Origin of the sequence: Natrinema sp. LN54 (assembly GCF_052439245.1) — an archaeon.
GTDB lineage: Archaea > Halobacteriota > Halobacteria > Halobacteriales > Natrialbaceae > Natrinema > Natrinema versiforme_A.
In genome coordinates, this window is record NZ_JBQVRP010000003.1 from 354,312 (window position 1) to 368,442 (window position 14,131).

Sequence of the window (14,131 nt, forward strand, 5' to 3'; positions counted from 1 at the left end):
AGAATACGAGCAAAAGATATAGATAATATGTGAAATATTTATCACCTGTGCTCCAAATCATGCGTATCCGCGCGCGACAGCGCATCGATCGGGGTCTCAGCGACCGACGCCGGCGGTGTGACGGTCGATCGACCGACGACTCGAGCGGGGTGAGACCGTGTCGCAACTAGCGCTCGTCCCGCTGCAGGCGGTCAGCGAGGAGATGATGCTGTATTACTACGCCGGAACGGCGGTCCTGCTTCTCATCTCGATCGGCGTCGCCTACTGGGTATATAAGGATTCCACACCCCGCGAGAACAACGAACTCGCATGGAGTCTCGGCGTCGGTGCACCGCTGTTTCTGTTTCCGCCGATCGGGATTATCGTCTTGATCGTCTATTACTTCCGTCGGAGTGACGCGACGACAGCCGAATCCGTGGAAAGCGAGTCCGCTTCCGGTGAGTGGTAACGGGTTCTCGGTCCGTCGAGAGCGGCGTGCCGTCGCGCCGAACTTTTTTTGAACCGTCCGTGGACGACCCAGCATGGCACGGGAGACGGCGGTCCGCCTCTCAAACGTCCGCAAGACCTACCAGTTGGGCGAGCCCGTCCACGCGCTCGACGGCGTCTCCCTCGAGGTCCCGCAGGGCTCCTACACCGCCATCATGGGGCCCAGCGGCTCCGGAAAGTCGACGCTGATGAATCTCGTGGGCTGTCTGGACACGCCGACGGCGGGCGAGGTCGTCGTGGGGGGTCGTGAAGTCGGGGCGCTCGGGGACCGCGAGCGAACCCGGCTCCGCGGAACGGCGGTCGGCTTCGTCTTCCAGACGTTCAATCTCATGCCGCGGCTGAACGCCCTCGAGAACGTGGCGCTCCCGCAGTTGTTCCAGAGCGTCGACCGGACGGAGCGCCGGCAGCGGGCGCGGGACCTGCTCGAGCGCGTCGGACTGGGTGACCGGGTGGATCACCTGCCGAACGAACTGTCGGGGGGCCAGCGCCAGCGGGTCGCGCTCGCGCGGGCACTGGTCAACGATCCCGCGATCGTGCTGGCCGACGAGCCGTCGGGAAACCTCGATACCGACACCGAAGCTGACATTCTGGACCTCTTCGACGAGTTTCACGAGGGCGGGACGACGATGCTCGTCGTCACGCACGAGCGCCACGTCGCCGAGCGAGCCGACCGGATCGTCCACCTGCTCGACGGGCGACTCGAGCGGATCGAAGCCCTCGACGGAGCCGTCGACGGCGCGACGACGGATCCGGCCACGGGTCGAGAGTCGGAGTCGGGCGGTGATGGCGAATGAACCCGCTCGAGAGCCTGCGCCTCTCGTGGCGGTCCATTCGCGGCCACAAGCTCCGGTCGGCGCTGACGACGCTGGGGATCGTGATCGGCATCGCGGCGGTCATCGCCTTCGTGACGCTGGGGGCGAGCCTGCAGGCGGGACTCATCGGCGACATCAGTCCCGACGACCAGCGAAACGTCTACGGGTGGGCCGCCGATCCCGACACCGAGGGCGGCCCGCTGGCGGGCGCGCAACCCGTCTTCACGCAGGACGACCTCGAGGCGGTCGAGGACCTCGAGGACGTCGAGGCGGCCTACGGCTACGCGACGATTCAGACGCAGGCGATCTCGAACGGCGAGGAGCAGGTCGCACAGGGCAACGGATTGATCGCCTCGGGGCCGTCGTACATCCGCGAGGAACGGATAACGGAGGGCAGACAGTTCGAGATGGGCGAACGCGAGGCGGTGATCAACCCCGCGGCGGCGAACCAGTTCGAGGAGAACGTCACCGTCGGCGACGAACTCGCGGTGACGATCCTCGGCGGCGAGCGGACGACCCTCGAGGTGGTCGGCATCACCGACACCAACGAGGGACTGAGCCCGTTCGAAGGGTTCGAGTCCTCGCCGCGGGTCTACGTGCCGACCGATCCCTACTACGCCGAACAGGCGTCCGGGCTGGGGATCGGCGGTAGTGGCGATGGCGGCGATGGTGGTGAGAGTACCGACGAGGGAGAGGATAGCGGCGACGACGCCCGCTTCCTCGCGATCATCGTCGAGGCCGAATCGACCGACCAGTCCGACATCGACGCCGCCCGGGAGAGCGCGACCGCCTATCTCGAGAGCGACGACTCCGACGCGAGCGAGTTGCTGGGCGACGACCTCGCGGTCACCTTCCAGACGAGCACGGAACTGCTCCAACAGCTGCAGGACATCCTGGATCTCCTGCGGAACTTCATCGTCGGCATCGCGGCCATCTCCCTGCTGGTCGGCTCGATCGGCATCGCGAACATCATGCTCGTCAGCGTCACCGAGCGGACCCGCGAGATCGGCATCATGAAAGCCGTCGGCGCGCAGAACCGCGACGTGCTCGGCCTGTTCCTGACCGAGGCGGTCATCCTCGGCGTCATCGGCGCAATCTTGGGGACCGGACTGGGACTGCTCGCCGGCTATCTCGGCGCGCAGTATATCGAAATTCCGCTCGTCTACCCCCTCGAGTACGTCGCGCTCGCGATCGCCGTCGGCGTCCTCGTCGGGATCCTCGCGGGGCTGTATCCCGCGTGGCGGGCGGCGCGGACGGACCCGATCGACGCGCTCAGATACGAGTGACTCGAGCGCCGAGGCCGCCGGCTGCGGTCGCCCGCCGCCTACGACTCCCGATCGGGTTCGCGACCGCGCTCTCGGTCCCGCTCGCGGTCCGGATAACGGTCGCCCTCGAGACCGCCCGACGTGGTTCGATCCCGATCCCGACCCTGATCCCGCTCGCGACCGCTGACACCCGTCGTCTCGGTCGGACGTGACGGCCGCCTCGATCCCGTATCGAGCCGGATCGTCTCCCGCGTGCGCCGTCGCTGGTCGGGATACTCGCGTGCGAGGTACGCGCCCAGATAGCCGCCCAAGAGCGCCGGGCCGACGGTATAGAAGAGGAGGAACAGCATGCCGCCGACGAGCAGGACCCAGAGGAACGCGACGCCCTCGAACGGGACGCCGAAGCCGAGTCCCAACCCGAGGAACCCGAACACGAGCACCGCGCCACCCGCGATCGGAAGGAACGTGATCGCACCGGCCAGCGTCCCGGCGATCGCTCCCGCTCGGCCGTCCGGCCCCTCGAGGAAGCCGGCGATCGCCCCGGCGAGCACGGTCGAGAAGGGGATGAACGAGAGGACGACGCCGACGACGGCTCCGATGATCGCGTTGATGAGCGTTCGACTGCTGGCCATACTGAACGAACGGTGGGGAGCGTGAAAATAGAGGGGGATTACGGGATCGCCATCCGATATCGAGACCCAAGCGTCGTGTCGCCGACTACGGGTTCCGTCGGAGCGCCCCGGCGAGATCGAGCCGGAACGACAGGACGGTACAGATCAGCAGAACGACGATCGCACCGAGATAGGCCTCCAACCCGAGGGTCTCGAGCATCCAGTCGGGGTCGAGAAAGCCGGATGCGATCACGACCATACAGAGAATTGCGATCCCCGTAACGAGGAGGGCGACCGGGAACGAGGTCTGGCGGCGCATACTCGGACACCTCCCGTCAGGATTATTAATTTAATGTAAAAGGTATTGGTCCGGATTCACATCACAGTCAGTTGTGCGGAGTCGAGACGGAAATCGGAGCGGTCGACGGTCAGTCGTCGGCGACCGACGAACTCGACTCCTCGAAGGTCGTCTCCGTGTCGGCGGTCTCGTTCGGGGGGTCCTCGAGGTCGGACTCGATGATCTCGCCGAACGTGGCGTCGCTGTTGACCTCGTCGGCGAGCAGGTCGACGGCCTCGACGAAGACCGCGACGAGCAGCGGCCCGACGACGATTCCGATCGGGCCGAGCGTGAAGAGGCCGCCGGTAAAGCCGACGAAGTAGAGGCTGCCGGGGAGGCCGGCGGAGCGGCGGGAGAGCCGCGGCCGGACGGCGATATCGGGGAGCCACGCGACGAGTCCGAGCCCCAAGACGCCGATCAGGGTCGCCGCGACGACGTCGCCGGCGGCGACGTGATAGACGGCGATCGGGGCGATGAGCATGCTCGGACCGATGATCGGGACGAACTGCAACACCGCGGCGACGATCGAGAGGGTCAGGGCCCCCTCGTAGCCGAGCACCCAGAACAGCGGGTAGGCGATGAGAAGCGTCGCGATCGAGGTCGCGACCTGCAGGACGTAGATCGCGTACAGCGTCTCGCGGGCCCGCGTCGTGAGCGCGTAGACGACGTCCCGGTAGCCGTGGGGAATCGGCGCGACGGCGGCCCGGCCCGCCTCTTTGCCCTTGAGCAGAAGGCCGAAGAGGAGGACGACGAACAGCGCGAACTTGATCGCGAGCACCGGCAGTGCCAGCGCGAACGTGGTCGCGGCGCTGCTGAGATAGTCGACCGCGAGCGCCTGCACCTGGCCGGCCTCGATCGAATACGTCGCCTCGAGAACGGTGATCGAGAGCTCCCGCGGGAGCCTCTCGACGGCGTCGAGCACCTGCTCGGTGCGGAAGTAAAGGGTCACGACGATCGGCGAGAAGACCGCGATCGCGGCCACGAAGCCGACGACGGTCGCCGCGAGCGCGCCCAGCCACTCGGAGAGGCCCCGCCTGACGAGCCAGCGCTGGACGGGCATGAGGACGTAGGCGACCGTGAGCGCGAACAGGATCGTCCCGAGGACCTCGAGCAGGATACCGGCCGTAATGGCGCCGAGGAGGACGACGATTCCCGCGAGGACGTACCGGCGGCGTCCGTTTGCGCTCGAGTTCGTCCCGGTCGTCGGTCCAGTCACAGCAGTGAATCTCACCCGGCGAATAAAGTCTTTCGGCTCTAGCGGCGACAGCGGAACGGAACAACGTCGATCAGGGGCCTTAAGACCACCCGGTACAACCACCGCGTAATGAGACGACGAACGTTCGTCGGCGCGGTCGGCGGAAGCGCAATCGCCGGCGTCGCTGGCTGTCTGACTCGCGATGGGGACGGTTCGGACGACAACGATGGAAACGCCGATCCAGAACCGGAGAACCCGGACCTCGAGGGGGAGCTTCGGGTTGCGACGTACGACTCGATGGTCAACGGAGAGAATCCGGCCGGTCCGTGGCTGAAGGAGGCCTTCGAGGAGGCCTACCCCGACGCCGAACTGACCTGGACGCTCCCGGAGAACGGCATCAACGACTACATCGATCGCGAACGGCAGAACGCCGACCTCGACGCCGACGTCTATCTCGGGGCCAACATCGACGACCTCGTCCGGATCGACGACACGCTCGACGACGGCGGCCTCCTCCGAGAACTCAACGTCGACCGGATCGACAACGCCGAGCGCATCCGGGACGGACTCGATATGGGCGATCCGCACGGCCGCGTGCTCGCCTACGACACGGGCTACATCTGTCTGGTCTATGACGAGAACGTAGTCGACGAACCCGAGACGCTCGAGGCGCTGACCGAACCGGCCTACGAAGACGCGCTGCTCGCCCAGAACGCACAGCGTTCGGATCCGGGCCAAGCGTTCCTGCTGTGGACGATCGACGCCGCCGGCGAGGACGGCTATCTCGACTACTGGCGCGACCTCGAGGACAACGGCGTTCGTATCCTCGAAGACTGGCAACAATCGTACAACGGGTCCTACATGAACGGACAGCGGCCGATGGTCGTCTCCTACTCGACCGATCAAGTGTTCGCCAACGAGTACGGCTACGACATGAGCCGTCATCAGATCGCGTTCCCGAACGATCAGGGGTACGCCAACCCCGAGGGGATGGGAATTTTCGAGCGGGCGAGCGAACTCGATCTCGCCTACGAATTCCTCGACTTCGCCCTCTCGAACGACGCCCAGGCCGTCATCGCCCAGCGCAACGTCCAGTTCCCGGCGGTCGAGTCGGCGTACGTCGACCTCGACGAGGAGTTCGACCAGTACGCCCACGTTCCGCCGGAGGCGGTGACGGTCGGCTACGACGACCTCCGGGGGAACCTCGGCGGCTGGACGGAGGACTGGGCCCGCGAGTTCGCCGGCCGATAGGGCCGTGCTCCGATCGGATCGGTCCGGCCGGTTCGCCCGGCTTCGACGAGGGTCCGCCGCCGCTCGCGGCTGGCTCGAGCGCCACGCCCTTTCCCTGACGGGGCTCGCGACGGCCGCCGTCCTCGCCGTCATGCTCTATCTCCCGATCGGCGTCGTCTTCGTCAACGCCGTGGTCGACGACGGCGGGGCGACGCTCGCGTTCTTTCGCGAGGTCCTCACCGATCCGTTCTACGTCGGGGCGCTCGCGGACGTCCTCGCGGAGCCGCTTGCGGTCCGGCACCACCTCGAGTCGATCACCGGCTGGCTCGCGGCCGTCTCGGTGTCGATTTCGCTCGAGTACCCGCTTCCTGGCGTCCCGCTCCCGGTTCCAGTGCCAGGCCTCGAGACGCCGGGGGTGCGGACGGGACTGTTCGGCTTTACCGCCTATCAGGCCGCGCTGTCGACGGTCGCGAGCGTCGCGCTCGGCCTGCCGGCGGCGTACGTGCTCGCGAACTACGAGTTCCGGGGGCGGCGAACGCTGCGCTCGCTGACGATCCTGCCGTTCGTGCTGCCGGGGATCATGGTCGCGGTCGGCTTCTACGCGATGTTCGGTCGCACGGGAACGCTCAATGGACTGCTCGGCGTCGCCGGACTCGGGCCGTACCCCTTCATCGAGTGGAATCCGCTCGCGATCGTCATCGTCGCCCACGCGTTCTACAACGCGCCGCTGGTGGCGCGAGTCACCGTCGCCGCGTGGGAGTCCGTCGACGCTCGGACCGTCGAAACCGCCCGCAGCCTCGGGGCGAGTCCGCGCCGCGCGTTCCGGGACGTGGTCGTCCCGCAGCTCCTTCCGGCGGTCCTGACCGGCGCGCTGTTGACGTTCATTTTCACCTTCATGACCTTCCCCATCGTGCTCGCACTGGGCGGGCTACAGCTCGCGACCGTCGAGGTCTGGATCTACGATCGGGTCCGCCGGCTGGCCTACGCCGAGGCCGCGACGCTCGCGGTCCTCGAGACGATCCTCTCGCTTGCCCTGACCTACGCCTACCTCCGGTACGAATCCGCTCGGTCCGGTCTGGCTCGCGGAACCAGCAACCCCGACAGAGAGCCGCTGTTTCCGGATCTCCGGACGGCGCTCTCGCCGCGCCGGCTGGCGATTCTGGGCTACGGACTCGTCGCCCTCGTCGTCTTCGTCGGCCCGATGGCGAGTCTCGTCATCGGAAGCGTCACCGGCGGGAACGGGTTCACGCTGGATCACTACGCGTTCCTGCTCGAGCGCCAACTCGAGGGGGCCGACTACCAGACGCTGCCGTGGGTCGCGATCCGGAACTCGCTCGTCTTCGGGGTCGCGACGCTGGCCGTGGCCGTGCCGATGGGCGTGGTCGTCTCGGTCGTGACGGTGCGTGCCGGACGCGGCGGCGCGATCGTCGACACGCTGGCGATGGTGCCGCTCGCGGTCAGCGGGGTCGTCTTCGGGATCGGACTCCTGCAGGGGCTCGTCTTCGGAATCCCGCTGCCCGGCGGCTGGCGGTTTCAGGTGACGGGCGCGGTCGCGATCGTCTTCGCCCACGCCGTCGCGGCCTACCCCTTCGTTACGCGCAACGTCTCTCCGCTCCTGTCAAATCTCAACCCGGCGATGGTCGAGTCCGCACGCGCGCTCGGAGCCTCTCGGTACCGTGCACTCCGTGACGTGGAACTGCCGCTCGTGGCCAGCGGCATCGTCGCCGGCGCGGCCTTCGCCTTCGCCATCTCGATCGGCGAGTTCTCTTCGACGGTGATTTTGGCGGGCGGCAGCCAGTCCTACACCATGCCCGTCGCCGTCGAGCGCTACCTCGGTCACCGCTCCGGCCCCGCCATCGCCATGGGGACGGTGCTGTTGGCCGTCACGGCCGCGAGTTTCGTCGTCGTCGACCGCGTCGGCGGGAGGTTCGAACGATGACGGAGCTTCGCCTCGAGGGGGTCTCGAAGGCCTACGGCGACACCGTCGCCCTCGAGGGCGTCGATCTCACCGTTCGCGACGGGGAGTTTTTCACCCTCGTCGGGCCCTCCGGCTGCGGGAAGACGACGACGCTGCGGACGATCGCCGGCTTCGAGGAGCCGACCGACGGCGCGGTCCGCTTCGATAGCCGGGAGATGACCGGCGTGCCGCCCGAGCAGCGAGACGTCGGCGTGGTCTTCCAGAGCTACGCGCTGTTCCCCCACATGAGCGTCGCCGAAAACGTCGGCTACGGGCTCCGGTTCCGGGAGCCGCCGGACGGGGCGACGGTCGACGACCGCGTCGCCGACCTCCTCGAGTTGGTCGATCTCGAGGGGATGGGCCAGCGCAGCCCCGAGCAACTCTCGGGCGGCCAGCGCCAACGGGTGGCGCTCGCTCGAGCGCTCGCCCCGGCGCCGGATCTCCTCTTGCTCGACGAACCGATGAGCGCGCTCGACGCGCAACTTCGGGAGTCGCTACGCCGGCAAATCAAGCGGATTCAGTCGGAGCTCGAGATCACGACGGTCTACGTCACGCACGATCAGGCCGAAGCGTTGGCGATCTCGGACCGGCTCGCGGTCATGAACGACGGCGGAGTCGAGCAGGTCGGCCGACCACAGGAGATCTATCGCGAGCCCGCGACTCGGTTCGTCGCCGAGTTCGTCGGGGACAACAACGTCTTCGACGGCGAGGTCCGCGGCCGCGAGGGCGAGTACTCACAGGTCGATCTCGGCGGCGAGACCTTCGCGGTGCCGTCGCTCCCCGAGGGAACCGACCGGGTCACGATCTGCGTGCGCCCGGGCGCGCTCTCGCAGTCCGCCGAGCGAAACCGGCTGACGGTGAGCGTCGAGACCAGCGAGTTCCTCGGCGAAACCGTCCGCGTCAACGGCCGGTGGAACGGCACCGAAATCGTCCTCCAGCGGCCGTCCGTCCCGGAGCGCGACGAACTGACGGTCGGGTTCGCGCCCGAGGACGCACACGTCGTCGCTCGGCGCTGAGCCGGCTCAGGGAGACGCTCGCCGGAACTCGCAGGTGATCGCTTTTCCGCTCGAGTGTGCTATACACCCGCATGAAAATCACTCGTCAGCTCCGGATCGCCGTCGAGCGGAGAGAGATCGCGGTCGGGACCGAAGTCACCGTTCGCGTCCGCGATGACCGGCGACAGCCCGTCGAAGGGGCCCTCGTGACGACCGAGACGAAATCGATACGGACGGACGAGCGGGGGCTGTGTCGACTGCGGATCGACTCGCCCGGATACTGGAAGCTCGTCGCGGCGAAGTCCCCGAGCGAGCGCGTCGCGTACGAGCCGGCGTCGACGCTCGTTCGGGTGGTGCCGAGCGCGTCCAGACGCCGTCCGCGTCGGCACGTGGGTTCCCGATGAGGAGATCGCATCGCGCGACCGGCCCAGCGACTCGTCTCGGGGCTCGAGACGCGTTCAGTCGTCCGAACGCGAGCAGACGGTCGGACGCCCGTCTCGGATGAGCGACGAATTGGCATGGCACACCGTTATCCCGGTCGCCACCGTATACGATAGCATGGCAGACACCAAGGACAGTCGGAACGATCAAGCCGACGACGCCGAAGAGCGTCAGCGCGAGCGGGAACTCGAGGAGGCCCTCGAGCGAGACGACGAGGACGAGCCGCCGCTCGAGGAGGAGGAGACGAGTGAGGCAGCCGCCGACTCCGACGGAGACGAGCGGGACGAAGAGGATGCGACGGAGGAGTAGGAGTCGCTACGTCAGGCCCCAGAAGAACGCGATGCCGAAGACGGTCACGACGGAGAGCAGCAACTGCAGCGGCGCGCCGACGCGGACGAAGTCCATGAATTTGTAGCCGCCGGGGCCGTAGACGAACAGGTTCGTCTGGTAGCCGACGGGCGTGAGGAACGCCGTCGAGGCCGCGAAGGTGACCGCCAGCACGAACGCGAAGGGGTTCGCGCCGATCTGGTCGGCGGTCTCGACGGCTACGGGAAGCATCAACACGACGCTCGCGTTGTTGGAGATGACGCCCGTGATGAGTCCGGTCGCGAGGTAGAACACCCAGAGGACGCCGAGGACCGGCAGATAGGCCCCCGTTGCGGCGACGAGACTCCCCAGCAGGTCCGCGCCGCCGGTCTGTTCGAGGGCCATGCCGAGGGGGATGATGCCGGCCAGCAGGAAGATTACGTCCCACTCGACGGCGTCGTAGATCTCGGTCGGCTTGAGCACGCCCGTTGCGACCATCGCGACGACGCCCGCGAGCGCGGTCACGAGGATCGGCAAGGAGAGCGCCGACATCGCCTCGAGCCCGGCGATACCGGTCGCGCCGGCGAGGGTCGCACCGACCGCCCCCCACGGGACGGCGACGAAGCCGATGACGCCGGCCATGATCGCCGCCGCGTGGGGAATCTTCTCGGTCCGGTAGTTCGGCTCTTCGGGTTCGTGTGCGACGATGAAGTCGTCGTTCTGCGAGAGGCGATCGATGCTGTCCGGGGCCGCCTGCACCAACAGCGTGTCGCCGACGCGAATGCGGCGCTCGTCCATGTCCTCGCGGACCGTCTCGCCCCGACTGCGGAAGGCCAACACGGTCGCATCGTAGCGCTGGCGGAACGTCGAACTCTCGAGGGATTCGCCGACGAGGAACGAGCCGCGGGGGACGACCACTTCGACGAGGGTCCGATCCGGCACTTCGTCGGGCTCTAAGTCGTCGGCGGTCTCGGGACTGCCCGAGAGGGTGAGCGTTTCCCGGTCGACGAACTGCTGGACGGTGTCGCGGTCGGCGCGCAGTCGGAGCAGGTCGCCGGCCCGAATCGTCTTCTGACCGATCGGTTCGATGAACTCCTCGTCGTCGCGGACGACCTGGATGATGTCGGCGTCGAACTCGACGTGATCGATAGCGTCCGCGACGGTCGTGCCGACGATCGGCGAGTCGTCGTTGACGACGACCTCGGTCAGGTATTCCTCGATCGCGTACTCCTGCACGTAGTCCTCCTCGACGGGGACGCGCTCGGGCAACAGTCGGTGGCCGATCGTCATGAGATAGACGCTGCCGACGAGCAACACGATAATTCCGAGCTTGGTGAACTCGAACATCGAGAAGGGGTGATCGAGCAGGCGTGCGGAGACGTCGCTCGCGAGGATGTTCGTCGAGGTGCCGATGAGGGTGAGCATCCCGCCGAACATCGAGGCGTAGGACAGCGGAATCAGGAGCTTCGAGGGAGAGGTCTTCCCCTTGTGAGCGATATCCGAGATGACGGGCACGAGGATGGCGACGACCGGCGTGTTGTTGATAAAACCGGAGATCGGACCGCTGACGCTGATCGTCGCGAGCAGCTGTTTGTCGAGATCGTCACCCGCGAATGCGGACATCTTGCGGCCGAGGATCTGGACGACGCCGGTCTGGCTGATCCCCGAACTGAGAATGAGCATCGCGAGGACGGTGATCGTCGCCGAATTGGAAAACCCCGAGGTCCCTTCGCCCGTCGAAATCTCGGTGAAGTTCACCACGCCGTCGGCCCCGAGCACCATCAACAGGACCATTATCAGGATGGCGGTCACGTCGATTGGCAGCCACTCGGTAATGAACAGCACCAGCGCGATGGCGATAATTCCGAACACGACCAGCATCTGGGGCGTCACCTCGAGACCGCCGGAATCGGCGACCAGCGGAGCGACACCGATAGCTGACGGGAGCAGTCCGGACACAGTTACCAGGATGGATTCCCTGCCGGCCCCGCTTGAAGCCCCCGGTTCGAGACGGATGTATCCGGCCCCTAAACCCGGCCCGCGGTTCGATGCCCGCTACTGCGAGGCGAGTCGCGAGCGGAACCGCTCGAGCCCCACGTCGAGCATGTCGGGACTGACCGGCTGGAACTCGCTGTCCTCGGGCAGGTACGGCCGAACGGAGTCCCAGCTATCGCGGGCGTAGCGCTCGTCGAGGAGGACGCGAACGCCGACGTCGTCGGGACTGCGGATGACGCGGCCGATCGCCTGCCGGGCCTTCCGTACCGCGGGGACCGTCAGCGCGTAGGTGAAGCCGTCGCCGAACTCGTCGTCGTAGGCCCGGCGAACCGCCTTCGTCCGCGGGCTCGAGGTGTTGACGATCGGCACGCCGCAGACGACGGCCGCGGCGAGGCGGTCGCCGCTGTAGTCGACCCCCTCGGTCAGCGTGCCCCGGAGACTCGTGACGAGTACCTTCCCCTCGCCGGCGAAGAACTCGTCTTTGAGCGACTGGGTGGTTTCGTCGTCGCTCGCGGCGTCGAGCAGGACCGACTTGTCGACGCGGCCCTCGAGTTCGCCGGCGACCCACTCTGCTTCGGCGTAACTCGGCATCCCGACGAGGACGTTCCCGGGGAGCCCTGCGATTTTCTCGATGGCGTTCGCGTAGGATCGGCGCGTCTGCGTGTCTTCGTCCCGAGCGCCGCGATTGTCGTAGGTGAACTTCGGCGCGGCGACGGCGAAGCTCTCGCGGTTCTCCGCGGGGAAGTGGAGCCCGTATCGGCGCTCGACGACCGGCCGGTCTTCCTCGCGTGCGAGGTACTGGAGCCCGGTCACCTCGGTGAAGGCGTCCATCGGCTCGAGGGTCGCGCTCATCAGAATCCCGCCGCCGAACATCCCGAGCCGGTCGCCGATCGCGTCGCTGGGAACGCAGTTGTGCAGGGCGAGTCGGGCGTTGTAGGCCCGCCGCCACGAGTCCGGCGGCTCGGTGTCGTCCCACGTCCGCTCGAGTTCGATCTCCCGGAAGTAGTCGGTGTGACCGCGGCGGTACCACTCGCCGAGCACGCGGCCGACGGCGGGCGCGGCGCGGGTTCGGTCCTCGTCTTCGGCCTCGTTCAGGACCCGCTCGACGACCGCGCCGACGGCCTCGGCGCGGACCCACTCCGCGTCGCCGTGTCCCGCTTCGCTCGCCCACTCCGAGAGTTCGTCTTCGGCGGGGACGCCGGGATCGCGGAGCGGGATCTCCTCGTCGCGGAGGTCGTTCAGGTTCGATTGCCAGCCCCGGTAGTTCCGGTCGAGGTGTGCGGTGACCCGCCGATCGAGTTCCTCGCGGAGGTCCTGGACGAACTCGAGGGTTCGATTGAGTTCCTCGAACGAGACGTCGCTGTCGTTCAGTTCCCCGCGGACGAGGTCGGCGTCGGCGGTTTTCGAGCCGCCTTCGGCCTGTCGGCCCTCGCGTTCGAACGTGATCGGCTGGATGACCCGCGAGAGTTCGGTTTCGGCGTCACGAAGGGTGCGGTCGGCGATCCCTTCGCTGACCAGATCGCGCACGCGGGGCTCTAACATGTGCGCTTCGTCGCAGACGACGAACGTCGACTCGTCCAGTAGTGCGCCGGTAAAGGAGCCGACCGTCCGGGGGTCGAAGGCGTGATAATAATTCCCGATCACGACCTCGACCTCGCCGAGGGCGGCACCCATCACGGAGTGCGGACAGGTGCCGTGTTTGACCGAGCGAGCGACCAGTTCCTCGGGCGTGACCATCCCCGCGTCGGTGAAATCGTAGGGAACCGCTTCGGCGGCCGACCCGTCCTCCTCCTCTTCGGGAAGGTCCTCGAGATACTGCGCGTAGAACGGACAGTACTCGGTTTCGGCCCCGACGGGCCCGCCCTCGCCGTATTCCGGAAGCTCCGGCGGGTACGGGGTGGGTTCGCCCGCCGTCTCGAGGAACGTATTCTTCGACCGGTTCCCGCTGTCTGCCAGCCCGATCTGCTGGCTTCGGGCGCGGGCGGCCAAGTTTTTGGCCGTCGTGTCGCCGGCCTCGCCGGTGAGGTCGCGGGTGCGATCCCGCAGGGTCTCACAGCGGTCGTAGACGTTGCCGTCGTCGATTCCCGCCGCGTTCTCTCGGTTATACGGACAGACGTCGGCCTTCCCGACGAGCGTGAGTCCCGAAACCGGGTCCCAGTCGGCGGGCAGGTTATCGTTGATCGTCTCGAGGTCGGCTTCGAACTGGCGCAGTTGCTGTTTGACGCTCGTGAGCACGAGCACGCGTTCGTAGTCGGTGTCCGGATCGCGCACGAGGTCGATCCCCGCGGTGAGCGCGATCATCGTCTTCCCGGTGCCACAGGCCCCCTCGATGACGGTGTAGCCGCCCTCTCGGCCGGTGTCGATGGCCGTCTCGATACCGTCGACCTGCGGCTCGTAGGGCTGGGTGTGACCGAACACCGTCCGCCAATTCGTCATTCTCTCCGTACTCATCGTCGGTCGTCCATAGCGTTGACGGACTCGAGTAGCCGCGTCATGCGGGA

13 protein-coding genes are annotated in these 14,131 nt (G+C 67.1%); 8 read left to right on the forward strand and 5 right to left on the reverse strand.

Annotated features, from left to right (window positions below; genetic code table 11):
* Positions 1 to 157 precede the first annotated feature (157 nt).
* The 3 genes from ACT4ML_RS11065 (at position 158) to ACT4ML_RS11075 (ending at position 2,584) form a co-directional block, all read left to right on the forward strand.
* A complete protein-coding gene (locus ACT4ML_RS11065; RefSeq protein ID WP_444720917.1) occupies positions 158 to 448 on the forward strand; it encodes a hypothetical protein in 291 nt (96 codons plus the stop codon).
* Between the two features lie 73 nt (positions 449 to 521).
* Complete coding sequence (locus ACT4ML_RS11070; protein WP_444720918.1) at positions 522 to 1,280, forward strand: ABC transporter ATP-binding protein; 759 nt, start codon at positions 522 to 524, stop codon at positions 1,278 to 1,280.
* A complete protein-coding gene (locus ACT4ML_RS11075) occupies positions 1,277 to 2,584 on the forward strand; it encodes an ABC transporter permease (protein WP_444720919.1) in 1,308 nt (435 codons plus the stop codon). The genes ACT4ML_RS11070 and ACT4ML_RS11075 overlap by 4 nt, the downstream gene beginning before the upstream one ends.
* 38 nt (positions 2,585 to 2,622) lie before the next feature.
* Here ACT4ML_RS11075 and ACT4ML_RS11080 read toward each other — a convergent pair whose 3' ends face one another.
* The 3 genes from ACT4ML_RS11080 to ACT4ML_RS11090 form a co-directional block, all read right to left on the reverse strand.
* On the reverse strand, positions 2,623 to 3,195 hold the full coding sequence (locus ACT4ML_RS11080) for a DUF5518 domain-containing protein (protein WP_444720920.1): 573 nt from the start codon (positions 3,193 to 3,195) through the stop codon (positions 2,623 to 2,625).
* Positions 3,196 to 3,280: 85 nt separating this feature from the next.
* Positions 3,281 to 3,493, reverse strand: coding sequence for a hypothetical protein (locus tag ACT4ML_RS11085; RefSeq protein WP_444720921.1), 213 nt, complete (start codon positions 3,491 to 3,493; stop codon positions 3,281 to 3,283).
* Between the two features lie 109 nt (positions 3,494 to 3,602).
* The gene (locus ACT4ML_RS11090; protein ID WP_444720922.1) at positions 3,603 to 4,727 is read right to left on the reverse strand and encodes an AI-2E family transporter; all 1,125 of its coding nucleotides are present in this window, start codon (positions 4,725 to 4,727) and stop codon (positions 3,603 to 3,605) included.
* A 108-nt stretch (positions 4,728 to 4,835) separates the two neighbouring features.
* On the opposite strand from ACT4ML_RS11090, the gene ACT4ML_RS11095 reads away from it, so the two are divergent.
* The 5 genes from ACT4ML_RS11095 (at position 4,836) to ACT4ML_RS11115 (ending at position 9,638) form a co-directional block, all read left to right on the forward strand.
* Positions 4,836 to 5,957 (forward strand): thiamine ABC transporter substrate-binding protein, encoded by a 1,122-nt coding sequence (locus tag ACT4ML_RS11095; RefSeq protein ID WP_444720923.1) that lies wholly within the window; start codon positions 4,836 to 4,838, stop codon positions 5,955 to 5,957.
* A 4-nt stretch (positions 5,958 to 5,961) separates the two neighbouring features.
* Positions 5,962 to 7,875, forward strand: a complete 1,914-nt coding sequence (locus ACT4ML_RS11100; protein WP_444720924.1) for an ABC transporter permease — start codon at positions 5,962 to 5,964, stop codon at positions 7,873 to 7,875.
* Entirely contained in the window at positions 7,872 to 8,909 is a 1,038-nt protein-coding gene (locus tag ACT4ML_RS11105; protein WP_444720925.1) for an ABC transporter ATP-binding protein, read from the forward strand. The genes ACT4ML_RS11100 and ACT4ML_RS11105 overlap by 4 nt, the downstream gene beginning before the upstream one ends.
* Positions 8,910 to 8,980: 71 nt before the next feature.
* Positions 8,981 to 9,292, forward strand: a complete 312-nt coding sequence (locus ACT4ML_RS11110) for a DUF4198 domain-containing protein (protein WP_138246669.1) — start codon at positions 8,981 to 8,983, stop codon at positions 9,290 to 9,292.
* 154 nt (positions 9,293 to 9,446) lie between these two features.
* The gene (locus tag ACT4ML_RS11115; RefSeq protein ID WP_444720926.1) at positions 9,447 to 9,638 is read left to right on the forward strand and encodes a hypothetical protein; all 192 of its coding nucleotides are present in this window, start codon (positions 9,447 to 9,449) and stop codon (positions 9,636 to 9,638) included.
* A gap of 6 nt (positions 9,639 to 9,644) precedes the next feature.
* Here ACT4ML_RS11115 and ACT4ML_RS11120 read toward each other — a convergent pair whose 3' ends face one another.
* A complete protein-coding gene (locus ACT4ML_RS11120; protein ID WP_444721148.1) occupies positions 9,645 to 11,516 on the reverse strand; it encodes an SLC13 family permease in 1,872 nt (623 codons plus the stop codon).
* 174 nt (positions 11,517 to 11,690) lie between these two features.
* Complete coding sequence (locus tag ACT4ML_RS11125; protein WP_444721149.1) at positions 11,691 to 14,066, reverse strand: ATP-dependent DNA helicase; 2,376 nt, start codon at positions 14,064 to 14,066, stop codon at positions 11,691 to 11,693.
* Positions 14,067 to 14,131: the final 65 nt, after the last annotated feature.